Below are 23,408 nucleotides of genomic sequence, written 5' to 3' on the forward strand. Positions count from 1 at the left end.
GTGACCTCTGAACGAGTCATCATCGTCCTGCTCTGCGCCGCATTCGTCGCGTACATCGCCGCGAAGCATCCGTCCGTGGTGCCCGCGCTGACGCTCGCGGTGGCTATGGCCGCCCTCCTGGTGGGGGTGATGCAGATGCAGTAGAAACCGAAGATCGCAGCTTCGGGCCCCGCTCTGGGCCCGTTGCTGTACTTCGCTGCTGTACGCCCCCAAAGCAAGAGGCCCCGGACTCTCGTCCGGGGCCTCTCATCTGTGTGCACTCGGCAGGATTCGAACCTGCAACCTTCTGATCCGTAGTCAGATGCTCTATCCGTTAAGCTACGAGTGCTTGTTTTCAGTTCTTGTCCCCGTTTCCCGGCCCTTTCGGCCCGCTGTCCCGGCGACAGGAAGAACATTACATGAGTCCCGCCGTCATGTGAAATCCATTCCACCCACCCCTTGTGACCTGCGAAAACGTCATGGTGGAGGCGGGGCGGGGGTCGGTGGGGGAGCCGTCGCGGCGGAGGCAGGCAGGGCGAAAAGGGCTCGAAAGAGACCGGGGTCACACCGTCGAGGGGCGAAGGCGGGGCGCTCGCCGCAGACCGGTCGGGAACACGTGCCGCGGACCGGCCGGGAACGGCCGAAGCCCCGGCTTCGGGGCCGGGGCTTCGGTAGGGGCGGAGGCGGAGGGATTTGAACCCTCGATGGGCTTTAAGACCCAAACCGCATTAGCAGTGCGGCGCCATAGACCGGACTAGGCGACGCCTCCTCGCACCCCACGCATGCGCGGGTGGTGCGTGCAGATGATGACACAGGCGAACCGTCTGTCACCAATCGATTCTCACCGTACTAGTCCTCCGGGGTCCAGGGCAAAGCCCGGCGTGCCCCCGTGCCGTTCTCGTGACCCCCGCCCGGCGCACCCCGCTTGCGCAACGCGGGAGCGCCCGGAGCGTTAGAGGGGGCGGGCGCATCGTGCATCCGCGCTCGTCGTGCTTCCCGTGCTCCTGGAGATCCGCATGCTGCGCAGTCTCGTCCTCGCGACCCTCGCCACCGCCGCCGTCGGAACCGCCGGCCTCGGCCCCCTGCCGCTGCCGGCGCCGTTCTCGTCGCCCGACACGTTGACCGTCACGGTCGAGAAGAGCGGCGACCCGAGGGCCGACGGCACCTTCCGGCTGAGCTGCGGCGACCGTGCCGAGGGCGACCACCCGGCCGCCGAGGAGGCCTGTGGGCGGCTGGGGCGGCTGGCGGGGGAGGGGGGCGACCCGTTCCGGCCCGTCCCCGGGGACCAGATGTGCACCCAGGTGTACGGCGGGCCCGCCCTCGCCCACGTCACCGGCGTCTGGCAGGGCCGCGAGGTGGACGCCCGCTTCTCCCGGGCGAACGGGTGCGAGATCGACCGCTGGAAGAATCTGGAGCCTCTGCTTCCCCTCGTTCGGGGGTGACGCCCGGAGGCTCCCTTAGACTCCCCTCAGTGACAGGCTGCGGCCCGCGGGGCAAGATGGGGCCGGCCGGCCGATAGGGCGAGCACGTTGCAGTGCGTCAGGGAGGAAGCGTCGTCGTGAGCAGCAGGCCATCCCGAGGCGCTGCTCGCCTCGCAGCCATACTCGACGCCCTCCCCGACGGTCTCGTGCTCGTCAACTGCAACGGCACGGTCGTCAACGCCAACACCATCGCCCTCGGCATGTTCGAGACGCCCGGCACCGCGCTCGTCGGGCGCGGGCTGCTCGACCTGCTGCCCACCTTCGACTCGCGCCTCATCCCCGGCTCCATGCGCCGCCCCGACGGCGCCGACGAGCGGGGCCGCACCAAGCCGGCCCGGATGATCGCCCGCCGCACGGACGGCTCCGAGTTCCCCGTCGAGGTGACCAGCGCCAGCCTGGAGGACGGCCGCGAGGCCTACGACTCGTACGGCGGCTACACCGGCGACGAACTGCTCATGCTCGTCGTGCGCGACCTCACCGGCACCCTCGACACCGAGGCCGAACTCGCCCGCTCGCAGCGGCAGACCGAGATGATCCTGCGTGCCGCGGCCGAGGGCGTCGTCGGCACCGACACCGACGGCCGGATCGTCCTCGTGAACCCCGCCGCCGCGCAGATCCTCGGCTACCGCGCCGGCGAGCTCGGCGGCCGGGAGCTGCACCCGCTGATCCTCGCCAAGCGCGCCGACGGCGAGCCCTTCCCGTACGAGGAGTCGCCGCTCGCCGACACCCTCAAGTCCGGCCGCAAGCACCGGGTCCGGGGGCAGGTCCTGTGGTCGAAGAAGGGCGAGCGGGTCCCGGTCGACCTGACGACCGCTCCGGTACGGGACGGGGACCAGCTCGTCGGCGCGGTGATGACCTTCACCGACCGCAGGCCGTACGAGGAGCTCGTCGAGCAGCACGCCGCCGAACTCGCCGACCTGGCCGAGCGGCACGCGGCGGAGCGCGAGGCGCAGACGGAGAAGTACACCTCCCTGGCCGCCCGGCACGAGCAGCTGACCGCCGTCCTCGCCGAGTCGCTGCGCGGGCCGCTGGAGGAGCTGCGCACCCAGCTGGGCACCCTCGCCGCCGACGACGCCGGGCAGCTGTGGCCCGAGGCCAACCAGGTCCTGCACCACCTGGCCGCCGGGTACGCACGGATGACCTCCCTCGTCGACAGCGTCCTCGGCTACCAGCGGCTCGACGCCGGCGCGGAGAAGCTGGACAAGGCCGTCGTGCTGCTCGACGGGATCGTGTCCGGCGGCATCGACGGCGCCGTCGAGCTGATCGGCCCCGGCCGCGCCCAGTTCGCCGTGCACGCGCCGCCCATCGAGGCCGAGGTGGACGCGGCCCGGCTGACGACCGCGCTCGCGCACCTCGTCGCGGACGTCGCCGGCGTCGACGCCACCGGCAAGAGCAAGGCCGAGCGGACCCCGAGCGACTCCACGATCGTCGTCGCGGCCGCACAGCGCGGTGACGTCGTACGCATCGAGGTCCGCGGCCCGTACGCGGGCGGCGACCCGGTGCACGGGCCCGTCGTGCGCGGCATCGTGGCGGCGCACGGCGGTGTCGTGCAGACCCACGAGGTGCCGGGGACGAGCGGCGGCGCGTACGTGCTGGAGGTTCCGCTCGGGGCCGGCCGGGGCACGGTCCCCGCATCGGCGCCGGCCGACGGCGCGCCCTCGGGCGGCCGCCCGGCCCTCGCCCTGCCCGCGCAGGCCTCGGGCCCGGCGGCCGGAAGCCCTGCCTCCGAGTCGTCGTCCCTCGCCGGTTCTCCGCGGGACATCGAGTCGTCGTCCCTCGCCGGTTCTCCGCGGGACATCGAGTCGTCGTCCCTCGCCGGTTCTCCGCGGGACGCCGTGTCACCGTCGACCGCCGGCTCGGCTCCCGGTGGGACGGTCCCCGGTGGGACGGCTCCCGGCGCGACGCCCCCCGGCGGCGGCACGGTCGCGGGTTCCGGTGCCGTCGTGGCTCCCGGCGGGCTCCCGCCGGCGGCCCCCGGCCCCGAGGTCCCCGGTGGGGGGCGTCGGAGGGCCCGGCGCGGTTCGACGGACGCCTTCCTGGAGGGCTCGGTCGCGCCCGAGGCCGGTGCGGAGCCGAGCGGGCGCCGCCGTGCCCGTACGGAAGGGGCCGCCGGTCCCGCCGAGCTGATCCCCGCCCAGCAGAACGCCCCGGTGGAGTCCGCCCCCGCGGTGTCCCCCGGCACGCACGTCCCGCCGGGCGCCCCCGGCACGCACGTCCCGCCCGGTGCCCCCGGCACGCACGTCCCGCCGGGCGCCCCCGGCACGCACGTTCCGCCCGGTGCCCCCGGCACGCACGTTCCGCCCGGTGCCCCCGGCACGCACGTCCCGCCCGGTGCCTCTGCCCCCGTGGAGCCCACCGGGCGCCGTCGGGGCCGGCCCGCCGAGGGTTCCGTGGTGACCGCGGCCGAGGGTGCGCAGGGGCGTGCCGCGCTGGGCGCGGCCGTGCCGCCGCAGGGCGTCGCCGTCGAGCCGACGGGCGCCCCCGCCCTGGCCCGTGCCCTGCCCGCCGTCGCCTCCTCCCCCGTCCCCGCGTCCGAGGAGGCCCCGCACGCCGCGGCGCGGCCGAGCGGTCGCCGTCGGCGCGCGCTGGCGGCCGCGCAGGAGCGGGCCGCCGCGGCCGAGGCCGGGCCCCGCACCCCGTTCGCGCTCGGGCCCGCCGAGGCCGACCGCGACGCCGAGGCGGCGCTCCCGGGCGCCGCTCCCGTGGCCGGTCCGCTGCCGGTCTCCGACGAGGGGCGGCACGAGGCCGTACAGGGCGTGCCGGGCGCCGGCCACACGCCGCCGCAGCCCCACCCGCACGTACGGCCGCAGTCCGAGACGGCGACGGCCGAGCCGACCGGGCGGCGCCGGGCCGTGACGGCCCCGCTGCCGGAGCAGACGCCGCGGACCGCGCCTCGGCAGGCGCCCGCGCCGCAGCCGCAGACCGCGCCGGTGAACGGCTCCGGCACCGGCTCCGTACCGCTGCCGCCCGAGCTGCCGATGCCGATGTCCGCGTCGAAGGACTCGACCCAGGGGCGGGCGTTCAGCGTCCGCACCCTCGGGCAGGGCGTCCCCTTCGTCCCGCCGACGGCTCCTGCCGCGCCCACGGCTCCGACCGCGCCCGCCGCGCCCTCCAACGGCTCGGGGCGGCGGCGCAAGCTCGCCACCCCGCCCGAGGTCGACCCGCCGGCCCCGCTCCCCGCGTCGGCCGAGGCCCGGCCGCAGCCGACGGCGCCGGCCCCCTCGCCGCACGACACTCCTCCCGAGGGCCGGGCGTACGCCATAGGGGCGCCCGCCGAGGGTTCCGCCGAGGGGCCTGAGCTGCTCGACGGTCCGGGCGGCGCGGTCGAGGTCGCCAACCGGCCCGCCCCGCGGCCCGTCGACGACGAGCTGCCCCCGGAGCCCCTCGACAACCCGCGCCGGCTGCTCGTCTGGCCCGCGCCCGACGTCTCCACCCAGCAGGCGCTGAGCGACCGCGGCTACCGGCCGGTGATCGTGCACTCCCGCGAGGAGGTCGACGCCCAGATCGCCGCCTTCCCGGCCGCGCTCTTCGTCGACCCGCTGACCGGGCCCATCACCCGGACCGCGCTCCAGTCGCTGCGTCAGGCCGCCGTCGCCGCCGAGGTTCCGGTGCTGCTCGCGGCCGGCCTCGGTCAGGCGACCAGGGAGGCGGCGTACGGCGCCGACCCGGCCGTCCTGCTCAAGGCGCTCGCGCCCCGCGACAGCGAGCAGCACCCGTCCCGGGTCCTGCTGATCGAGGAGAACGAGACCATCGCGGAGGCCCTCGCGGCGACCCTGGAGCGGCGCGGGATGCAGGTCGCGCAGGCGGAGACGGACACCGAGGCGGTCATGCTGGCCACCCAGACCCGGCCGAACCTGGTGGTGATGGACCTGATGCAGGTGCGTCGCCGCCGGGCCGGGATCATCGACTGGCTGCGCGCGAACGGGCAGTTGAACCGCACTCCGCTCGTCGTCTACACCTCGACCGACCTCGTCGAGGAGGAGCTGCCGAGGCTCGACTCCGGCGAGACGGTCCTGTTCCTCGCCGAGCGGTCGAACAGCGCCGAGGTCCAGGCGCGGATCGTCGACCTGCTCGCGAAGATCGGCACCAACTAGGGCGGGGAGGGCTTCCGCCCTCCCCGCCCCGCCCCGCCCCGCCCCGGTCCGGTCCTGTCCGGTCCGCTACAGCCGGGTCACGTCCAGCTCGCCCTCCGCGTACTGCCTGCGAATGACCTTCTTGTCGAACTTGCCGACGCTCGTCTTCGGCACGGCCGGCACGATCGCCCAGCGCTCCGGCAGCTGCCACTTGGCGATGCCGCCCTCGTCGGCGAGGAAGGCCCTCAGCGTCTCGTAGTCCGCCGTCGCGCCCTCCTTGAGGACGACGGTGGCGAGCGGGCGCTCTCCCCACTTGTCGTCGGGGACCGCGACGACGGCGGCCTCGGCGACCGCCGGGTGCGCCATGAGGGCGTTCTCGAGCTCGACGCTGGAGATCCACTCGCCGCCCGACTTGATGACGTCCTTGGCGCGGTCGGTGAGGGTGAGGTAGCCGTCCGGGCTGATCACGCCGACGTCGCCGGTCTTGAGCCAGCCGTCCTCGCTGAACTTGTCGGCGGGGCGGATCGCCTCGGCGTCGACGCCGCCGAAGTACGCTCCCGCGATCCAGGTGCCGCGCACCTCCAGCTCGCCCGCCGACTCGCCGTCCCAGGGGAGGTGTTCGCCGCCGGGGCCGACGAGGCGCGCCTCGACACCGGCGGGGAAGCGTCCCTGCGTGACGCGGTACGGCCACTCCTCCTCGGCCGTGAGACCGGCCGGCGGGTGGGCCATCGTGCCCAGCGGGGAGGTCTCGGTCATGCCCCAGGCGTGGCAGAGGCGGACGCCGAGCCGGTCGTACGCCTCCATCAGGGAGGGCGGACAGGCGGCGCCGCCGATGGTGACCTGCTTCATGGAGGAGAGGTCGCGGGGGTGCGCGGTGACCTCGGCGAGGAGGCCCTGCCAGATGGTGGGGACGGCGGCCGCGTGGGTCGGCTTCTCGCGCTCGATCATCTCGGCGAGCGGGGCCGGCTGGAGGAAACGGTCCGGCATGAGCATGTTGATGCCGGTCATGAAGGTGGCGTGCGGCAGTCCCCAGGCGTTGACGTGGAACTGGGGGACGACGACCAGACTGGTGTCCTCGGCCGTGAGGCCCATCGACTCGGCCATGTTCACCTGCATGGAGTGCAGGTAGATGGAGCGGTGGGAGTAGACGACGCCCTTGGGGTCGCCGGTGGTGCCGGAGGTGTAGCACATCGCGGCGGCCGAACGCTCGTCGAGCTCCGGCCAGTCGTACGCGGTCGGACGGCCGGCGATCAGCTCCTCGTAGTCGTGGACGCGCGGGGCGGCGCCGTCCAGGACGGAACGGTCGCCCGGGCCCGCGACGACGACGTGCTCGACCGTCGGCAGGTGCGGGAGGAGCGGGGCGAGGAGCGGGAGCAGGGAGCCGTTGACGATCACGACCCGGTCGGCGGCGTGGTTGACGATCCACACCAGCTGCTCGGCGGGCAGACGGAGGTTGAGGGTGTGGAGCACCGCGCCCATGGCGGGGATCGCGAAGTACGCCTCGACGTGCTCCGAGTTGTTCCACATCAGGGTGGCGACGCGCTGGTCGCCGGTGACGCCGAGTTCGTCGCGCAGGGCGTGGGCCAGCTGGTGCGCGCGCGTTCCGGCCTCCGCGAACGTGCGGCGCTGCGGCTCCGGCTCGCCCGTCCAGGTGGTGATGGTGGACTTCCCGTGGATCGTCATCCCGTGCTGGAGGATGCGGCTCACGGTCAGTTGTACGTCCTGCATGGTGCTGTACACGGGGCGTCCTCCCGGTGGGCGCTACGTGGCAGAAGGGGTGTGGAGATTCTGCGCACATACCACGCGGTATGTCACTACCCGAGAGTACGGAAAATGCCAGTGATCGCTGGCGGGACCCGCCGGTCGGCTGCCGTCCCTACCGCACGGGCGTCAGCTCCGGGTCCTCGCGGAGCTTCCCGAGCGCCCGTGACACCGCGCTCTTCACCGTCCCGACCGACACCCCCAGCACCTCGGCCGTCTGGGCCTCGCTGAGGTCCTCGTAGTACCGCAGGACCACCATCTGGCGCTGCCGCTCGGGCAGCTTCAGGACCGCGCGCCACATCGCGTCGTGCAGCACCTGCCGCTCGGCCGGGTCCGGCTCCGGGAGGCCGGCCGGCTCGGGCAGCTCCTCGCAGACGAACTCGTCGACCTTGCGCTTGCGCCACTGCGACGTACGGGTGTTCAGCAGCGCGCGCCGGACGTATCCGTCCAGGGCCCGGTGGTCCTCGATCCGCTCCCAGGCCATGAAGGTCTTGGCCAGCGCGGTCTGGAGGAGGTCCTCCGCGTCCGAGGGGTTCGCGGTGAGGGAGCGCGCGGTGCGCAGGAGCACGGGCCCACGCGCCCGTACGTACGAGGTGAAGGTCGGGAACGACGCGTACTGCGAGGCACCGGCGCAGACGGGGCCAGAGGGTGGCGGAGTCATGGCTCCACGCTAGGAGCGGACGGGTGCCCGGCGGATCGGCCCCAGGTCCCGACCCGCCGTCCGCCTCAGGTTGTAGGGGTGGGGACGGCTCCACCTCCTCTGGGTGGAGGCCCGGGTCACCCGTGTCAGGGTCGGTGCCGCGTCAGGGCCGCCGGGACGTGACGAACGACAGGGGCACCGGGACGCGTGCGGCGAACCGGGCCGGGGCGGTCACCCGGGCCACGGGCGCGTCCATCGCGTTGCGGTCGATCGCGACGGTGTGCCCTCCGTACGTCTCGGTGACGTTCCCCGCGTACTGGTGGATCCGGGCGTGCGGCGTCCAGGCCTCCGGATGCAGCACCGACTCGGTGAGCAGCGCCGGCTGCCCCCGCCAGCGCGCGAACCACATCACGCCCGGCAGGTCCTTCGTCCCCGCCCTCCGCTGCGCCTCCAGGTCCCGCACCCCCGTGTCGGCGCTGCTGTAGAAGCCGGGGAGGTAGCCGAGGCGCCGCACCTCCCGGTTCCAGGCGCGGACGAACGCGAGGGTGGTCGCGGCGCAGGCCGTGTCGCCCCGCCGGTAGGCCTCGATGTCGAGGTAGAGCGGGCTGCCCGTGCCGATCCCGAGGGCGCTCGCGGCCCGGACCGCGTCGCCCCCCTCCTTGGTGCCCTGCCCCGTGGGGTCGGAGCCGATGGCGAAGCGGCGCTTGGCGAGGGAGTCCACGCACGGCGCCTGGGAGCCGACGAAGAGCGGCAGCAGCCGCCAGCCCATGGCGTGGGCGGAGGCGACCCAGGCGGGGGTGAGCTCCTTCTGGACGGGGCAGCCCCGCCCCCGCCCCCCGAAGTAGATCCCGACGGCCCCGTACGGGGACCCCCGCCAGGCCCTCATCACCGTGAGGGACGGCGCCGCACAGGTGTCGAAGGCCTTTCCGGCGAAGAGGACGGGGGTGGCGGGAGCTGCGGGAGCGGCGGGGGCGGCGGGAGCCGCGGGGGACCCGGCGGAGCCGGGGCCGGGGCCGGCCTCCGAGCGGGTCGCCGGGGCCGGGACAGGGCCCGGCGCCGGGGCGGCCCCCGTGGTCACGGGCGGGCGTTCGGCCCCCGTGGTCACAGGCGGGCGTTCGGCCCCCGTGGCCACGGGCAGACGTTCGGCCCCCGTGGTCACGGACGGGCGTTCGGCCCCCGTGGTGGCCGGGGGCGGGACGTCGAGGAGGACCGTCCCGGCCAGCGCCGCCATCACGACGGCGACCACGGCCCGCGCCCCGGGAGGCGGCGCGGAGCGCGGACGGACCGGTGCCGACGGCGGGTTCGGCGCGGGGGCGGGCGCGGCCGCGGAGGCGGCTGCCGAAGCGGCTTCGGATGCGGGCGGCGTGCGAGTGCTCATGGCGCGAGTGAAGGACCGCCCGCCCCGACCGGCCACCGCTCAGGCCGTCGCCTCAGCCGTCCGTGCCCAGGATCAACCCGGACGTGGGAACCCCCGTCCCCGCCGTGACCAAGGTCCGGGCCGCGCCGGGCACCTGGTTCACCGAGGTGCCGCGGATCTGCCGCACCGCCTCCGCTATGCCGTTCATGCCGTGGAGGTACGCCTCGCCCAGCTGTCCCCCGTGGGTGTTGAGCGGCAGCGCGTCGGCCGCGACGAAGTCGGCCGCCTCCCCCGGCCCGCAGAAGCCGAACTCCTCCAGCTGCATCAGCACGAACGGGGTGAAGTGGTCGTAGAGGATCCCCACGTCGATGTCGGAGGGCGCGAGCCCGGACGTCCGCCAGAGCTGCCGGGCCACCACGCCCGTCTCCGGGAGCCCGGTCAGGTCGTCCCGGTAGAAGCTGGTCATGGCCTCCTGTTTCCGTCCGGCGCCCTGGGCCGCGGCCAGGATCACGGCGGGTGGCCCCGGCAGGTCGCGGGCGCGCTCGACGGAGGTGACGACGATCGCCTGGCCGCCGTCGGTCTCCTGACAGCAGTCGAGGAGCCGGAGCGGTTCGACGATCCAGCGCGAGGCGGCGTGGTCGGCGAGGGTGATCGGCTTCCCGTGGAAGTACGCGGCGGGGTTGCGGGCCGCGTGCCGCCGGTCGGTGACGGCGACGTGGCCGAAGGCGTCCGGGGTCAGCCCGTACGCGTGCAGGTACCGCTGGGCGGCCATGGCGACCCAGGAGGCCGGGGTGAGCAGCCCGAAGGGCAGCTGCCAGCCGAGGGCGGCGCCCTCGGCGGAGGGTTCGCGCCGCTGGACGCCGGAACCGAAGCGGCGCCCCGAGCGCTCGTTGAACGCCCGGTAGCAGACGACGACCTCGGCGACCCCGGCGGCGACGGCGAGCGCGGCCTGCTGCACGGTGGCGCAGGCGGCGCCGCCCCCGTAGTGCACGCGGGAGAAGAACGACAGCTCGCCGATGCCGGACGCCTGGGCGACGGTGATCTCGGGGTTGGTGTCCATGGTGAAGGTGACGAGGCCGTCGACGTCGGCGGGGGCGAGCCCGGCGTCGTCGAGGGCCGCGCGCACGGCCTCGACGGCGAGGGAGAGTTCGCTGCGTCCGGAGTCCTTGGAGAACTCGGTCGCCCCGATGCCCACGACGGCCGCCCGCCCGCCGAGCGCGTCCCGGCCCCGGACGCTCATCGCGTCACCTCCACGGTGACCGTCCCGGTGACGTGGTGCCCGAGGCCGTTGGCGCCGACGACCCGGACCCTCGCCGTGTCCCCGTCGACGTCGGTGACCGTCCCGGTCAGGACCATGGTGTCGCCGGGGTGGTTGGGGGCGCCGAGCCGGATGGCGACCTTGCGGAGGACGGCGCGGGGGCCGAAGTGGTCGGTGACGTACCGGCCGACGAGGCCGTTGGTCGTGAGGATGTTCATGAAGATGTCCGGTGAGCCCTTCTCCCGGGCCAGCTCGGCGTCGTGGTGCACGTCCTGGTAGTCGCGGGAGGCGACGGCCCCGGCGACGATCAGGGTGCGGGTGATCGGGACGGCCAGCGGCGGCAGCTCGTCCCCGGGCCTCATGACGGGTCCCCCTTCGCGAGCCGGTCGCCGAGTTCGGCGAGGAGTTCGGTGCCGCAGCCCAGGTAGGCGTCGAGCTGCCGGCCCCAGAGGAAGTGCCGGTGGACGGGGTGGTCGAGGTCCGCGCCCAGTCCGCCGTGGAGGTGCTGCCCGGCGTGCACGACCCGTTTGCCCGCCTCGGAGGCCCACCAGGCGGCGGTCAGGGCCGCCCCGGCGGCGTCGAGGCCCTCGTCGAAGCGCCAGGCGGCCTCGTAGGCCGTGACCCGGATGGCCTCGGTGTCCATGTGGGCGTCGGCGGCCCGCAGTTGCACCGCCTGGTGGGTCGAGAGCGGCCGGCCGAACTGTTCCCGTACGGACGTGTGCTCCACGGCCCGGGCGAGCGACCCGGCGCACACCCCCGCCTGGAGCCCGGCGAACGCGATCCGCGCGGCGGCGAGCACGTCCTCGTACGGGGCGGGGGAGCCCTCCCCCAGCCGCTCGGCCGGCGTCCCGTCGAGGACGAGCCGGGCCGCCGCCCAGGGCGCGGTGAGCTCGACGGCCTCGACGGCGGCCGCGTCCTCGGTGCGGACCAGCCAGAGGGCGCGGTCCCCGTCCGGCACGAGCACATGGGTGGCGTCCCCGAGCCACGGCACCCAGCCCACGGCGCCGCCGAGTCCTTCCGGGCCCGAGGTCACCGTGCCCGGTGCCGGGAACGCGCCCGCCACCACCGTCGTGCCGTCGCGCAGGCCGGGCAGGAGCCGGGCGCGCTGCTCCTCCGTACCGTGGCGGGCGACGGCGAGGATCCCGTACACGCAGCTCGCGGCGAACGGCACCTGTGCCGTCCTGCGTCCCTGCTCCTCCAGGAGCAGGACCAGGCCGAGCAGGCCGGTCTCCTCGACGGCGCCGGGCAGTCCGGCCGCGCAGAGCGCCTTCCAGAGCCCGGCGTCCGTGCCGGTCCCGACGGCCCGGAGCCGCTCGTGACCGGCGAGGTCGGCGAAGATCCGTCCGGCCAGCTCCCGGGCGGCCGTCTGCTCCTCGGTGGGGGTGAAGTCCATGTCAGTCCTCCCTTCCCGCACGGAAGACGGGAAGCTCCAGGTCCTCGTCGACCCGCAGGAACCCGAGGCGTACGGGCATCCCGATCCGCACCTCGTCGTACGGCACCCCCACCACGTTGCTGATCATCCGCACGCCTTCGGCGAGCTCGATCAGTGCGACCGCGTACGGAGGGTCGAAGGCGGGGAAGGAGGGGTGGTGCATCACCACGTACGAGAAGACCGTCCCCTCGCCGCCCGCCTCGACCGCGTCCCACTCCCGCGAGCCGCAGTCGGCGCACCCCGGCAGCCAGGGGAGGCGCAGGGACGCGCAGCCGCCGCAGCGCTGGATCAGCAGCCGGTGGCCGGCCACGCCCTCCCAGAAACCGGCGTTGTCCCGGTTGATCACGGGCCGGGGGCGCCGGGCCGGGGGTTGCCGGGGCGGGCGGGCGGCGGGCGCGTACTTGAGGATGCGGAAGCGGTGCGTGCCCGCGAGCGCGCCGCCCGCCCGGACGTCCGTCCGGGTCGTCACGAAGTACCCGGTGCCGAGCTTGGTGGTCTTGCGCTCGGACACGGACTCGATGACGGTGTCGAAGCCGATCTCGTCGCCCGGGCGGAGCGGGCGCAGGTACTCCTGCTCGCAGTCGGTCGCGACGACCGAGGTGTATCCGGCGCCGTCGAGGAGGGCGAACAGCTCCTCGTACGCCGAGGACCGGTCCGTGTGGCCGGAGAGACCGCCCATCGTCCACGCCTGGAGCATGGTCGGGGGCGCGACGGCGTCCGGCCCCCGGTAGGCGGGGTGGGCGTCCCCCATCGCCTCGCACCAGTGCCTGATCATGGGCAGGTTGACCGGGTCCTTGCCGGTGCCGGCGGTGGCGGCGGCCAGACCCTGGAAGGCCACGAGCCGCCGGTGAAGCGGGTCGGACGCTTCCGGGGGCTTCGCGCCGGGTGCGTCAGGGGGCTTCGTACCGGGTGCGTCCGGAGAATTCGCGCCGGGTGCGTCCGGAGAATTCGCGCCGGGTGCGTCCGGAGGATTCGTACCGGGTGCGTCCGACACCTTCGTACGGCTCCTCACGGGGGCCTCCGGGGCACTCACCGCCGCCCCCTCCGTGGCACCCGCCCCGGACCGCTCCGGGGCACTCACCGCCGCCCCCTCCGTGGCGCCCGCCCCGGCCCGCTCCGTGGCGCTCACCGCCGCCCCCTCCCCTTCATGCCGAGCCGCATCCTCGCGACGATCTCGCGCTGCACCTCGCTCACCCCGCCCCCGAAGGTGTTGATCTGCGCGGCCCGGTTCATGCGCTCCAGCTCGCCGCCGTCGAACTCGCCCGGCGATCCCGCCCGGACCGCCCCCGGCGGCCCCGCGATCTCCTGGCAGATCCGGTACACCTCCACCGCCGACTCGGTGCCCGCGAACTTCACCCCGCTCGCGTCCCCCGGGGCCAGCCGGCCGGCGCCCACGTCGCCCACCAGGCGCCAGTTCAGCAGGCGCGTCGCGGCCAGCCGGGCGTGCGCCTCGGCGGCCCGGATCCGGATCCACGGCTCGTCGATGCGACGCCGTCCCGTCTCCGGGTCGGGGGTGCGGGCCCGGTCGAGGGCGGCCGCGAAGAAGTCCTCCGCCTGCATGCCGATCGCCGCCAGCGCGACCCGCTCGTGGTTGAGCTGGCTGGTGATGAGGCCCCAGCCGCCGTGCTCGGGGCCGACGAGGTTGCCCGCGGGGACCCGTATCCCGTCGTAGTGGGTGGCGGTCGTCGTCAGTCCGCCCACCGTCTCGATCGGGGTCCAGGAGAAGCCGGGGGAGTCGGTGGGGACGAGGAGGACGGAGATCCCGCGGTGCGGGGGCGCGTCGGGATCGGTGCGGCAGGCGAGCCAGATCCAGTCGGCGTTCTGGGCGTTGGAGGTGAAGGCCTTCTGGCCGTCGATGCGCCAGGAGTCCCCGTCCCGTACGGCCCGGGTGCGCAGGGAGGCGAGGTCCGTGCCGGCCTCGGGCTCGCTGTAGCCGATGGCGAAGACGGCCTCGCCGCGCAGGATGCGGGGCAGGAAGAAGGCCTTCTGCTCCTCCGTCCCGTACGCCATGAGCGTGGGGCCGACGGTGTTGAGGGTGACCATCGAGACGGGGGCGCCCGCGCGGTACGCCTCGTCGAAGAAGACGAACTGCTCGTCGGGCCCGCGGCCCTGCCCCCCGTACTCCTCGGGCCACCCGAGACCGAGCAGTCCGTCGGCGCCGATCCGGCGGAGCAGTCGGCGCTGGGCGTCGGCATCGGTGGCGGGCGGCGGCCCGTCGGGCATCACGTCCCGGAAGTACGCGCGGAGTTCGGCGCGCAGCCGCAGCTGCCGCTCGGTCGGGGCGAGGTGCACGGCGACGGCCTCCCGTGGGACGACTGAGGTTTCTGACTGTCCGTCAGATTCCGTGCGCCTGTCAAGGCCGGCGACGCCCGCGCCGCCCCGGAGGCCGCGCGCGCCTGCCGGAGACCCGGCGCCCCGTTCCGGAGGCGGCGCGCGAAAACGCGACGGCCCGCGCACCCGTACCGAAGTACCGGTGCGCGGGCCGTCGTCCCCACCACGGTCACGCCCCCCGTCGGGCCGGCTCAGACGCCGCCGGTCACCACCACGGGTGGAAGTTGACCACGTTGTCGGTCTGGTCGATGCGGGTGAAGGCGGAGCCGTTCACGCTCGCGGTGTTGTTCTGATTGGAGGCACCGGAACCGGTCGCCACCTGCTGCGTCGTGGTCGAGTTGCCGAGGTTGTGCCCGCCGACTCCGCTGCCGATGATCGTGGCGACGCTCGTGTTCGATCCGTCGTCCGCGAAACCGCCGTTGTCGGCCTGGGCCACCCCGGCGAAGAACGCGGTGGCGAGGGGCAGGGCGGCGGCGACGGCGAGGATGCGGGCGGTACGGATGCTTGCCATGTCTGTTCCTCCGGGAACTGAAAGCTGATGCTGCTGCACGGAACTGCTCTACGGAACTTCTCTGCGGAACTTCTCTGCGGCACTTCTCTGCGCCACCGCTCTACGGAACTCCTCTGCGGTATCGCCATGAATGAAGGCCGTTCCCGGGGCAGTTGGCCGACCGCCCCGGTCTTCGTGCTCGACGTCGCGCATCCAGAGTTGCCCACCGAATCCCCGGCGAACCACCCCGGAGCGGCCGATTCCCCCGCAAGCGTGAGGACAAGCCGATAAACCCGCCCACGGCGAGAAAGACGCAGCTCAGCGGGGATCCGGGACCCATGCGCGGCGCGTCGGCCGATACGGCCGTTGCGCTCCAAGGGATGAAGCGTTCCGGCAGCTTTTCGGTCGGTCCTCCGTACGGAACTCCGGTGCCGGGACATCCACGAGGAGACGGGAAGGAAAAAGCCGAACACATTCACCGGACGGGTGAACGTGTTCGGCAGCGGCTCCGCCGAAAGGGCCCTAGCGTTCGAGGGCGGCCTCGAAGGCGGCGTACGCGGTCGCGTCGAAGAGCACGAAACGGACCTCCTCCACCTCGGTCGCGGCGGCCCGGACGGTCTCCACGGCGATCCGGGCGCCGTCGTCCATCGGCCAGCCGTACACGCCGGTGGAGACGGCCGGGAACGCGACCGTACGGTCACCCAACTCGTCCGCCACCCGCAGCGCTTCGCGGTAGCAGGAGGCGAGCAGTTCCGAGCGGTCCTCGTCGCGCGACCACACCGGCCCCACCGTGTGGATCACGTGCCGGGCCGGCAGCCGCCCGGCCGTGGTCGCGACGGCCCGTCCGGTCGGCAGCCCCTTGCCGTAGTGCGAGCTCCGCAGGTCCCGGCAGGCGGCGAGGATCTCCGGGCCGCCCTTCCGGTGGATGGCCCCGTCGACCCCGCCCCCGCCGAGCAGCGAGGAGTTCGCGGCGTTGACCACCGCGTCGACCGCCTCGGCGGTGATGTCCCCCTGGACGAGCACGATCCTCATTCCGACTCCCGTCTCCCCCGCGTCCCCTGTCTCCGCGGTTTCCCGGACCCTAGGCCCCTGCCCGCCGGTCGGCACCGCTTTTACCACCTCGACGGACCGGGAACCCCCGTCCGGAGCCACGGGCGGCCTGGGCGCGGAGCGATGCATACGTACGGGAAGGCCCCGTGGAAGCGACGTCACACGTACGGGTGGGTGTGAGGGCCGGGCAGTCGGGTACGGGACCGCCGTTCCGGACGGAGAAGGCGCCCGCGGGCACCGTCGGGCCGTGGAAGCGAAATACCCGGCCCAGAAGGCATTTCCGGCCTTCAATCGCTCAGAGCTGTGCGCGTGTCTAACCCCAACCCGACGCCTAAATTGTTCAGAATGTCACCTACTGCCCCACTTGAAACTACGAAGTTTCGTTGCCGAGGAGCGTGTCATGCAGATTCGCAGGTGGCTCCCAGACCAGCCCACCCGCATCGGCCGCCATGACTGGCCGGACGAGGGCGTCAAGGGAACACATCTGCGGCTGCAGGCCGGATCCATCGTCGTGCTCGACCGGCAGGCGTGGCGCGTCCTGGACATCACCGGCTATCCGGGCAACCACTGGCCGGAATCCTACGAGAAGGCATGGCGCGACCACGTCGAGCTCTGGTGGCACGCCAACGAACTGCGGCGGGCCGAGAACCAGGCGGTCAAACCGGCTCCCGAACGCGCCGAGTTCTACAGGCGTCCGGTGGTCCTGGTCCTGCGCGACGAGAACCTGCCCCGGTCCGCGGCGAAGCACTGGTGCGCCCCCGCCAGCCAGGACTGGCAGGTCCTTCCCGAGCACTACGCCGTCTGCCGGGCCTGCGGCGAACTGCCGCCCTGCCACCACGGGGAGTACCGCCCGGAAGGCGGCCCCCGGCGCCCCGAGCAGAGCGGCGGCATCCCGCTCCTCGTGCCGGAGGGCTGCTGCATGGGGTGCGCCGAGGAGATCAAGCCGCGGATGCGGACCGTGCGCTTCCCCGGACCCAACCTCTGGTACCCGGACCTGGGCGACAACACCGCGATCTTCCACGCCCGTTCCTCCTGCGAGGACCAGGTGGAGTACTACCGCGCGCAGTGGCAGAGCGAGTACGCCCAGCCCGCCGCCCACCCGGCTCCGCCGGCGTTCCCCGGCTTCGACCACTTCGTCCTGCCCCGGGCCCGCAGCTCCCGGCCCCCGGTACTGGGGCCGGTCCCGCAGCACGGACAGGACCCCGCCGCCCCGCATCCCCAGGAGGAGGCGCACACCTCGCTGGCCGTCGGCTCCGGCACCTTCTCGCCGTCGTTCGAGGGCTACCGGACGGAGCCCGACCCGTACCCCTCGGCCCCGCCGCCCGCACCCCAGCCCGCGCCCACCCCTGCACCCGCACCCGCACCGGCTCCCGCGCAGAACACGGCACCCGCACCCGCCGCCGCTCTCGTCGGGGACGGCGGTCCCGCCGGCCCCGCCGTCCGGGCGGCGGAGGAACTGAGCCGCACCCTCACGGACCGTCCGGCCTTCCACAACGCGGAACAGGCGGCCCGGGTGATCGAGGAACTCACCGCGGCCGTCCGCAACATCGCCCTCTGCCTGAACAACCCGCAGACCCGCGCCCACCCCTGACGCCACCCCCGTCGCCGGGAACACCGGCGGCCCCACCCGGCCCACCGGGTCGGCCCGGTCGCCGGAGAAACCCCGGAAGCAGATCTCCCGCGGCTCCCCCGCTCGCCGTGCAGCACGGCGCACCGCCCGCACCGACGCCAGTGGTCGAACTCCTCGCACCCCGGCACGTGCGCCCGGGCGGTCTTCCGCCGACAACTCTCCCGGTCCGAGTTCGCCGGCGATCCAGGGGCACGGGAGCGGGTACGGGTACGGGAACGGGAATGGGAATGGGAACGGGAATGGGAACGGCCCCCGACCGAGTCGCCCGGTCGGGGGCCGTTCGCCTGCGGTGGGTGTGGGATTTGAACCCACGGTGACTCTCGCCACGACGGTTTTCAAGACCGTTCCCTTAGGCCGCTCGGGCAACCCACCCACGCCCCGGCCCACCTGGGGCGGAGCGGGACACAGCCTACCGGTTGGGCGCCTCGGGCAGGGAAAGACGGGCGGAGGAGGGGAGCGCCGGGCGTCCGGTGCTCCCCTCCTCCCTTCCGGTCGTGTCCGTCAGCTGTCGCCGGTGCGTTCGCCGAGGACGACGGTGGCCGTGGCGGTCTTGCCGTCGCGCTCGTAGGTGATCTTCACCGAGTCGCCCGGCTTGTGGGTCCAGATCTCGCTGATCAGCGTCGGGCCGCTGTCGATCGGGTGGTCGCCGAAGCCGGTGATCACGTCGCCGGCCTTCAGCCCCGCCTTCGCCGCCGGGCCGTTCGGCGTGACCGAGGGCGTGCCGCCGGAGCCCTGGCCGGCGATCGTCGCGCCCTGGCCCTTCTCGTTCATGTTCACGGTCGCGCCGATCACCGGGTACACCGGCTTGCCCGTCTTGATCAGCTGCTGCGCCACGTTCTTCGCCTGGTTGACCGGGATCGCGAAGCCGAGGCCGATCGAGCCCGCCTGGGACTGGCCGAAGCCGCCGCTGGTCGACTGGATGGCCGAGTTGATGCCGATCACCGCGCCGCTCGCGTCGAGCAGCGGACCGCCGGAGTTGCCCGGGTTGATCGAGGCGTCCGTCTGCAGCGCGCTCATGTACGAGTTGCTGCCGCCGGAGCCGTCGCCCGAGGCGACCGGGCGGTTCTTGGCGCTGACGATGCCGGTGGTCACCGTGTTCGACAGGCCGAAGGGGGCGCCGATCGCGATCGTCGAGTCGCCGACCGCCACCTTGTCGGAGTCCCCGAGCGGCAGCGGCGTCAGGCCCTTCGGAGCGTCCTTCAGCTTGATGACCGCCACGTCGTAGCCCTCGGCTCGCCCGACGACCTCCGCGTCGTACGTCTTGCCGTCCGAGAACGTCACGGACAGCGTGCCGCCGTCGGCCGCCGACGCCACCACGTGGTTGTTGGTGACGATGTGGCCCTCCTGGTCGTAGACGAAGCCCGTGCCCGTGCCGCCCTCGCCCTCCTGACCGCCGGACTTCGCCTGGATGGTGACCACGCTCGGCAGCGCCTTCGCGGCGACCGCCGCGACCGTGCCCGGCTCGCGCTTGAAGGAGGCCGGGGCCTGGCCGGAGGAGACCGTGGTCGAGCTGAAGCCGTTGTCTCCGCGCTCGGCCGCCCAGTAGCCGATGCCGCCGCCGATGCCGCCCGCGACGAGCGACGCGACGAGCACGGCCGCCACGAGACCGCCGGTCCGCTTGCGCGGGGCGGGGGGCGCGGGATGCGCGGACGGGTGCGGGGCGCCCCAGGCCGGCGGGGGCGGCGGCCAGCCGCCGGCGGGGGCGGGCGCGGGGGGCGCGGGGGGCTGGTGCGGCGGTGCCGGGGCCGCGGCCGGGACCGGGGCCTGGACCGCCGTCGGCTCGTCCCCCGACGGGGACGTCTGCGGGGCGGGCCGGGCGGGCTCCGACGCCGCCCGCGAGGGCGTCTCGCCCGCCGGCTCGTCCGTCGTCGGGGGCACGGGAGGGGCGGAGGGGGCAGCCGGGTCCGCCGGAACCGGCGTGCCCTCGTTCTCGGTGCTCACAGCTCGCTCTCCTCGTTGACTGCGCGGGATGGGGTACGTGGGTGGCTCCAGGGTGCTGCACCAGCTTTTCCCACAGGACGTCAGGCCGCTGTAAGGCGGAGCTGTGCGTTCGCACCCCATCCTTTATATACGGACAGAACGGACACTTCCCGAGGTGCCCTCGCCACCCCGCCAATGGCACCATGACGCGGTGACTCACGCACGGCAGCACCCGAACCACAACCCCCTCCAGGTCGTCGCCCACCGCGGAGCGTCCGAGGACGCTCCGGAGCACACCCTCGCCGCCTATGTGAAGGCCATCGAGGACGGCGCGGACGCCCTGGAGTGCGACGTCCGGCTCACCGCCGACGGCCACCTCGTCTGCGTCCACGACCGTCGCGTCGACCGCACCTCGAACGGCCGCGGCGCCGTCTCCGCGCTGGAACTCGCCGACCTCGCCGCCCTCGACTTCGGCACCTGGAAGGGGCGGGACGACTCCGGGGAGGTCCCCGACTGGCGGGACCCCGGCTCCACCTCCGTCCTCACCCTGGAGCGGCTCCTGGAGCTGGTCTCCGACGCCGGGCGCCGGGTCGAGCTGGCCATCGAGACCAAGCACCCCACCCGCTGGCGCGGCCAGGTCGAGGAGAAGCTGCTCCAGCTCCTCAAGCGCTTCGGCCTGGACGCGCCCGCGTCCCCCGCCGAATCCCCCGTACGCGTCATGAGCTTCTCGGCCCGCTCCCTGTACCGGATCGCCGCCGCCGCGCCGACGCTGCCCACCGTCTCGCTCGCCCAGTTCGTCTCCCCCCGGCTGCGCGACGGACGCCTCCCCGCGGGCGCGCGCATCGCGGGCCCGTCGATCCGGATCGTCCGGCACCATCCCGCCGTGATCCTGCGGCTCCAGAAGGCCGGGCACCAGGTCCACGTCTGGACGGTGGACGAGGCGGAGGACGTCGAGCTCTGCGAGCGCCTGGGCGTGGACGCGATCATCACCAACCGTCCGAAGCAGGTGATCGCCCAGCTGGGGCGCGGCTGAGCGCCACGGTTGGAGCGCGGCCGAGCGCCACGGCCGGGGCGTGACGGAGCGCCGTCGGGCCGTGGCCGGGCTCCGTCGGGGCCTCTCTCCCGTCACTCGTTCCCCATGCGCCACAGAGGACAACAGCCCTCACGGGGCGCGCCCCGGCGCGTTCCACGCGTACGCGATCGTCACGAGTGCCTCATCCCACACGGATTGGCCGGTTTCCGGTCCAGGCCATTGGGGCATCCACACCGTGGCGTGGGGCAAAGGAGGTCTCGGGGGTGGCGTTGGTGGTGGCACAGGAGGTGCCCACGTCGTCGAGCATGGCCGTACCCCATGGTCCTGCGGGCGTGGGTGAGGCGCGACACCGGATGCGGGACGAGCTGTACCGCAGCGGGGTGGCCGAATCGGTCGTCGACGACGCGGTGCTGATCCTTTCCGAACTGCTCAGCAATGCCTGTCGCTACGGCAGGCCGCTGAACCACGCGGAGCGGGGCGAGGGCGACGTGCGGGCGGCCTGGCGGGTCGACCCGGGGGGCGGCCTGCGGGTCGAGGTGACCGACGGGGGTGGTCCCACACGGCCCGTTCCATCGACGCCCTCGGTCACCGCACGGGGCGGCCGCGGGCTGAACATCATCGGGGCCCTGGCCCGGGACTGGGGCGTACGGGACAGCGCGACCGGTGAGGTCACCGTCTGGGTGGTCGTCACCGAGGGACACCGCCGCGAGGACTTCGCCGCGCGCGTCGGCGGCGGCTCGGGCTTCGACTTCCTCGACGCGTACGACGATCTGGACTGACTCCACGCGTACGGCGGTCCGGACCGGAGCGCGTTCTCCCGGACCGCCTGCGACGGCCGGACCGGAGCGCGGTCCTCCGGAGCGCCTGCGACGGCCAAACCGGACCGCGTACGGCGGTCCGGACCGAGGGCCGGCGGGCGGGAAGGCGGTGGCGGGCGCGGCCGTCCGGTGGTGCCCGTCGGGGCCGTCGTGCCGCCCCGCCTGAGCGGCGCCGGAGCCCGGTGCGGCTAGGCTCGCGCCCGATACAGCACCGCACACAGCACAGCCGCGATCGGGAGAAAGCCACACCATGGCCAAGAAGCGCCCCCAGACGAAGGCCGGCAAGACCGGCCAGGCCCAGGTCACGAGCGGGGAGATCCCGGTCGTCGGCGCGCGCGAGCCGTGCCCGTGCGGTTCGGGCCGCCGCTACAAGGCGTGTCACGGCCGGGCCGCCGCGCACGCCGTGACCGAGCTCGTCCAGCGCCCCTTCGAGGGGCTTCCCGGCGAGTGCGACTGGGTCGCGCTGCGCGAGCTGGTGCCGGCCGCCACCGTGCCGCTCACCCTGAAGGACGGGCTGCCGGAGGGCGTGCCGTCGGTGACGCTCGCGACCGTGCTGCCGATGGCGTGGCCGGCGCTCCGCCGCGACGACGGCTCCGTCCTGCTCGCCCTGCAGAACGACTCCACCTCCGGCGACCTGGCCCGCGACCTCGCCGACACCCTCCAGCGCGCCCTGGAGACGGAGCCGGGCACCCCGGTCCCCGCGCGCCGCGTGCCGGCCGAGGGCCCGCGCCTGCAGGATCTGCTCAACGCGGACGCCCCGTTCGTCCCGGAGGTCCACTCGGGCTTCGAGTTCTGGATCCCGCAGTCCGCGGACGGCGCGGACCCGGAGGTCGCGGCCTCCCTGGAGCGGGCCAACGCGGCCGCGATCCCGACCGTGAAGCTGACGAGCGTCGACTCCGCGTACTGGTGCGAGGTTCCGGACAAGAACCACCTCCGCTGGGTCATGCCGCACCCGGAGGAGAAGCTCCTCGACGCGCTCGCCCGCCTCCACGCCGGCGAGGGCACCTCGCTCGGCGCGGACACCCGGCTCGTCGGGTCCTTCCGCGCCCACGGTCTGATGGTGCCGGTGTGGGACCTGCCGTCCTCGATGACCGCCGAGGACTGCGAGAAGCCGGCGGCCGAGTTCGCCGAGCGGCTGGCCGCGGCGCTCGCCTCGGACGCCCCGCTGACGGCGGAGGAGCGCCGGGCGCGCGGCGGCCTCACGAACCGTCAGGTGACTCTCAGCTGATACCCCAGGCGGTACCGGTGACAGGCAGACCGACCGGTCGGTGACCTCCGCCACAAAGTGGGTCCCCGGACGGATAATTCCCTGTCCGAATAACCGAGATCGAATTTGCGAACAGCAGATCTCTTGTTACCGTTCTTGGAGCCCGGTCGCTGGTGCATCCCCCGTCGCCAGCGACCGGGCCTTTCCATGTCCGCTTCCGGCAGGGCCGGGGCGTCCGACGCTCAACTTCCTTCTTCGTCCGCCGTGTTGCTCCCCGCCCGGAGCAGCAGCGGAGTCGTGTCCCTCTCGCCCGCTCCCGCCAATTCCGCGACCGCCGTATACGCCGTGACCGCGCCGCGAGCGCGCTCCCTCGGCGTTTCGCACGTCCCCGGTTCGTCCTGCGCCGGGACCGGGCAGCTCACTTGCACGGTCCGTCCGCCGGGACCCATGAGGGTCAGAAACGCGTCGAACCGCCGGCTCGTGGCGTTCCGGTAGTACGTACGCGCCCAGACCTCTCCCTCCTCCCCCAGGACGCAGGTCTGCGCCTCGGCCCCCTCCGGAGAGGCGAGTTCCGGCCCGCACCGCGTGACGCGCTCGGGAGCCGCGGGAGCCGCCGGGACCACGGGGGCCGCGGCGGGAGCGGCGGAGGCGGGGCCGGAGGCGGCGGAGTCCGGCGTACGGGGTCCCAGGCCGAGCCCCCCGAGCAGGTCCCCGGGCTTCGCGTCCCCCTCGGCGCTCGCGCCGGCCGGCCGTACGGGATGCCCCGTCGGCCTCGCCGTCGCGACGAGGGGCAGCAGGACGGCGACCGTGACGGCGGTCCCGAGTCCGACCACGCGGAGGTTCACCGGGCTCATGGGACCCACCTGCTCCTGCTCGGCTGGAGATCCGGAGATCTGGAGATCTTGGACGGTGGGGCGAACATAGCGGCGGGATCGGGGCGCGCGGCCG

The 23,408-nt window shown here is 74.0% G+C and carries 19 protein-coding genes and 3 tRNA genes; 7 read left to right on the forward strand and 15 right to left on the reverse strand.

Features of this window, described 5'->3' with window-relative positions; translation table 11 throughout:
* Positions 1-144 carry a hypothetical protein gene (locus tag IE180_RS03910; protein ID WP_190155330.1) on the forward strand — a complete coding sequence of 48 codons (144 nt, stop codon included), beginning with the start codon at positions 1-3 and terminating at the stop codon, positions 142-144.
* A 111-nt stretch (positions 145-255) separates the two neighbouring features.
* Here IE180_RS03910 and IE180_RS03915 read toward each other — a convergent pair.
* Together IE180_RS03915 and IE180_RS03920 are read right to left on the reverse strand one after the other, a co-directional pair.
* Positions 256-328: transfer RNA gene (locus IE180_RS03915), tRNA-Arg, on the reverse strand.
* Between the two features lie 329 nt (positions 329-657).
* Positions 658-748: transfer RNA gene (locus tag IE180_RS03920), tRNA-Ser, on the reverse strand.
* Positions 749-995: 247 nt separating this feature from the next.
* Between IE180_RS03920 and IE180_RS03925 the strand changes: the two genes are divergently transcribed.
* Together IE180_RS03925 and IE180_RS03930 are read left to right on the forward strand one after the other, a co-directional pair.
* Positions 996-1,421, forward strand: coding sequence for an SSI family serine proteinase inhibitor (locus tag IE180_RS03925; RefSeq protein ID WP_190155331.1), 426 nt, complete (start codon positions 996-998; stop codon positions 1,419-1,421).
* A 116-nt stretch (positions 1,422-1,537) separates the two neighbouring features.
* Positions 1,538-5,554: a PAS domain-containing protein gene (locus IE180_RS03930; RefSeq protein WP_190155332.1), complete on the forward strand. Its 4,017-nt coding sequence runs from the start codon at positions 1,538-1,540 to the stop codon at positions 5,552-5,554.
* A 66-nt stretch (positions 5,555-5,620) separates the two neighbouring features.
* Here the strand turns inward: IE180_RS03930 and IE180_RS03935 are convergent, their stop codons facing one another.
* The 10 genes from IE180_RS03935 to IE180_RS03980 form a co-directional block, all read right to left on the reverse strand.
* Complete coding sequence (locus IE180_RS03935) at positions 5,621-7,273, reverse strand: long-chain fatty acid--CoA ligase (RefSeq protein WP_190155333.1); 1,653 nt, start codon at positions 7,271-7,273, stop codon at positions 5,621-5,623.
* A gap of 136 nt (positions 7,274-7,409) precedes the next feature.
* Positions 7,410-7,955, reverse strand: a complete 546-nt coding sequence (locus IE180_RS03940; protein WP_190155334.1) for a SigE family RNA polymerase sigma factor — start codon at positions 7,953-7,955, stop codon at positions 7,410-7,412.
* 142 nt (positions 7,956-8,097) lie between these two features.
* Positions 8,098-9,312, reverse strand: coding sequence for a DUF1906 domain-containing protein (locus tag IE180_RS03945; RefSeq protein WP_229860278.1), 1,215 nt, complete (start codon positions 9,310-9,312; stop codon positions 8,098-8,100).
* Positions 9,313-9,364: 52 nt separating this feature from the next.
* Positions 9,365-10,531, reverse strand: coding sequence for a lipid-transfer protein (locus tag IE180_RS03950; RefSeq protein ID WP_190155336.1), 1,167 nt, complete (start codon positions 10,529-10,531; stop codon positions 9,365-9,367).
* Complete coding sequence (locus IE180_RS03955; RefSeq protein WP_190155337.1) at positions 10,528-10,911, reverse strand: MaoC/PaaZ C-terminal domain-containing protein; 384 nt, start codon at positions 10,909-10,911, stop codon at positions 10,528-10,530. The genes IE180_RS03950 and IE180_RS03955 overlap by 4 nt, the downstream gene beginning before the upstream one ends.
* Positions 10,908-11,942, reverse strand: coding sequence for an acyl-CoA dehydrogenase family protein (locus IE180_RS03960; protein WP_190155338.1), 1,035 nt, complete (start codon positions 11,940-11,942; stop codon positions 10,908-10,910). The genes IE180_RS03955 and IE180_RS03960 overlap by 4 nt, the downstream gene beginning before the upstream one ends.
* A 1-nt stretch (position 11,943) precedes the next feature.
* Positions 11,944-12,819 carry a bifunctional MaoC family dehydratase N-terminal/OB-fold nucleic acid binding domain-containing protein gene (locus IE180_RS03965; protein ID WP_229860279.1) on the reverse strand — a complete coding sequence of 292 codons (876 nt, stop codon included), beginning with the start codon at positions 12,817-12,819 and terminating at the stop codon, positions 11,944-11,946.
* 287 nt (positions 12,820-13,106) lie between these two features.
* A complete protein-coding gene (locus tag IE180_RS03970; protein ID WP_190155340.1) occupies positions 13,107-14,273 on the reverse strand; it encodes an acyl-CoA dehydrogenase family protein in 1,167 nt (388 codons plus the stop codon).
* 244 nt (positions 14,274-14,517) lie between these two features.
* Positions 14,518-14,823: a hypothetical protein gene (locus IE180_RS03975; RefSeq protein WP_190155341.1), complete on the reverse strand. Its 306-nt coding sequence runs from the start codon at positions 14,821-14,823 to the stop codon at positions 14,518-14,520.
* Positions 14,824-15,324: 501 nt separating this feature from the next.
* Positions 15,325-15,834: an O-acetyl-ADP-ribose deacetylase gene (locus tag IE180_RS03980; RefSeq protein ID WP_190155342.1), complete on the reverse strand. Its 510-nt coding sequence runs from the start codon at positions 15,832-15,834 to the stop codon at positions 15,325-15,327.
* A 418-nt stretch (positions 15,835-16,252) separates the two neighbouring features.
* On the opposite strand from IE180_RS03980, the gene IE180_RS03985 reads away from it, so the two are divergent.
* Entirely contained in the window at positions 16,253-17,443 is a 1,191-nt protein-coding gene (locus tag IE180_RS03985; RefSeq protein WP_190155343.1) for a hypothetical protein, read from the forward strand.
* Between the two features lie 326 nt (positions 17,444-17,769).
* On the opposite strand, the gene IE180_RS03990 is transcribed toward IE180_RS03985, so the two are convergent.
* Positions 17,770-17,854: transfer RNA gene (locus tag IE180_RS03990), tRNA-Ser, on the reverse strand.
* A gap of 129 nt (positions 17,855-17,983) precedes the next feature.
* On the reverse strand, positions 17,984-19,423 hold the full coding sequence (locus IE180_RS03995; protein WP_190155344.1) for a S1C family serine protease: 1,440 nt from the start codon (positions 19,421-19,423) through the stop codon (positions 17,984-17,986).
* 190 nt (positions 19,424-19,613) lie between these two features.
* On the opposite strand from IE180_RS03995, the gene IE180_RS04000 reads away from it, so the two are divergent.
* From IE180_RS04000 to IE180_RS04010, 3 genes are all read left to right on the forward strand, one after another.
* Positions 19,614-20,435 carry a glycerophosphodiester phosphodiesterase gene (locus IE180_RS04000; RefSeq protein WP_190155345.1) on the forward strand — a complete coding sequence of 274 codons (822 nt, stop codon included), beginning with the start codon at positions 19,614-19,616 and terminating at the stop codon, positions 20,433-20,435.
* Positions 20,436-20,611: 176 nt separating this feature from the next.
* Positions 20,612-21,214, forward strand: a complete 603-nt coding sequence (locus tag IE180_RS04005) for an ATP-binding protein (RefSeq protein ID WP_190155346.1) — start codon at positions 20,612-20,614, stop codon at positions 21,212-21,214.
* Between the two features lie 289 nt (positions 21,215-21,503).
* The gene (locus IE180_RS04010) at positions 21,504-22,481 is read left to right on the forward strand and encodes a DUF5926 family protein (RefSeq protein WP_190155347.1); all 978 of its coding nucleotides are present in this window, start codon (positions 21,504-21,506) and stop codon (positions 22,479-22,481) included.
* A 221-nt stretch (positions 22,482-22,702) separates the two neighbouring features.
* Here IE180_RS04010 and IE180_RS04015 read toward each other — a convergent pair whose 3' ends face one another.
* Complete coding sequence (locus tag IE180_RS04015; protein ID WP_190155348.1) at positions 22,703-23,314, reverse strand: hypothetical protein; 612 nt, start codon at positions 23,312-23,314, stop codon at positions 22,703-22,705.
* Positions 23,315-23,408 lie beyond the last annotated feature (94 nt).

The sequence above is a fragment of the Streptomyces litmocidini genome (assembly GCF_014649755.1).
Taxonomy (GTDB): domain Bacteria; phylum Actinomycetota; class Actinomycetes; order Streptomycetales; family Streptomycetaceae; genus Streptomyces; species Streptomyces litmocidini.

Excerpts from the sequence above, each read along its gene's own strand:
- IE180_RS03925 (WP_190155331.1), top strand. The coding sequence starts at position 996 with ATGCTGCGCAGTCTCGTCCTCGCGACCCTCGCCACCGCCGCCGTCGGA.
- IE180_RS03940 (WP_190155334.1), bottom strand. The coding sequence starts at position 7,955 with ATGACTCCGCCACCCTCTGGCCCCGTCTGCGCCGGTGCCTCGCAGTAC.
- IE180_RS04010 (WP_190155347.1), top strand. The coding sequence starts at position 21,504 with ATGGCCAAGAAGCGCCCCCAGACGAAGGCCGGCAAGACCGGCCAGGCC.
- IE180_RS03985 (WP_190155343.1), top strand. The coding sequence starts at position 16,253 with ATGCAGATTCGCAGGTGGCTCCCAGACCAGCCCACCCGCATCGGCCGC.
- IE180_RS03975 (WP_190155341.1), bottom strand. The coding sequence starts at position 14,823 with ATGGCAAGCATCCGTACCGCCCGCATCCTCGCCGTCGCCGCCGCCCTG.
- IE180_RS04015 (WP_190155348.1), bottom strand. The coding sequence starts at position 23,314 with ATGAGCCCGGTGAACCTCCGCGTGGTCGGACTCGGGACCGCCGTCACG.
- IE180_RS03955 (WP_190155337.1), bottom strand. The coding sequence starts at position 10,911 with ATGAGGCCCGGGGACGAGCTGCCGCCGCTGGCCGTCCCGATCACCCGC.
- IE180_RS03960 (WP_190155338.1), bottom strand. The coding sequence starts at position 11,942 with ATGGACTTCACCCCCACCGAGGAGCAGACGGCCGCCCGGGAGCTGGCC.
- IE180_RS03980 (WP_190155342.1), bottom strand. The coding sequence starts at position 15,834 with ATGAGGATCGTGCTCGTCCAGGGGGACATCACCGCCGAGGCGGTCGAC.
- IE180_RS03945 (WP_229860278.1), bottom strand. The coding sequence starts at position 9,312 with ATGAGCACTCGCACGCCGCCCGCATCCGAAGCCGCTTCGGCAGCCGCC.
- IE180_RS03950 (WP_190155336.1), bottom strand. The coding sequence starts at position 10,531 with ATGAGCGTCCGGGGCCGGGACGCGCTCGGCGGGCGGGCGGCCGTCGTG.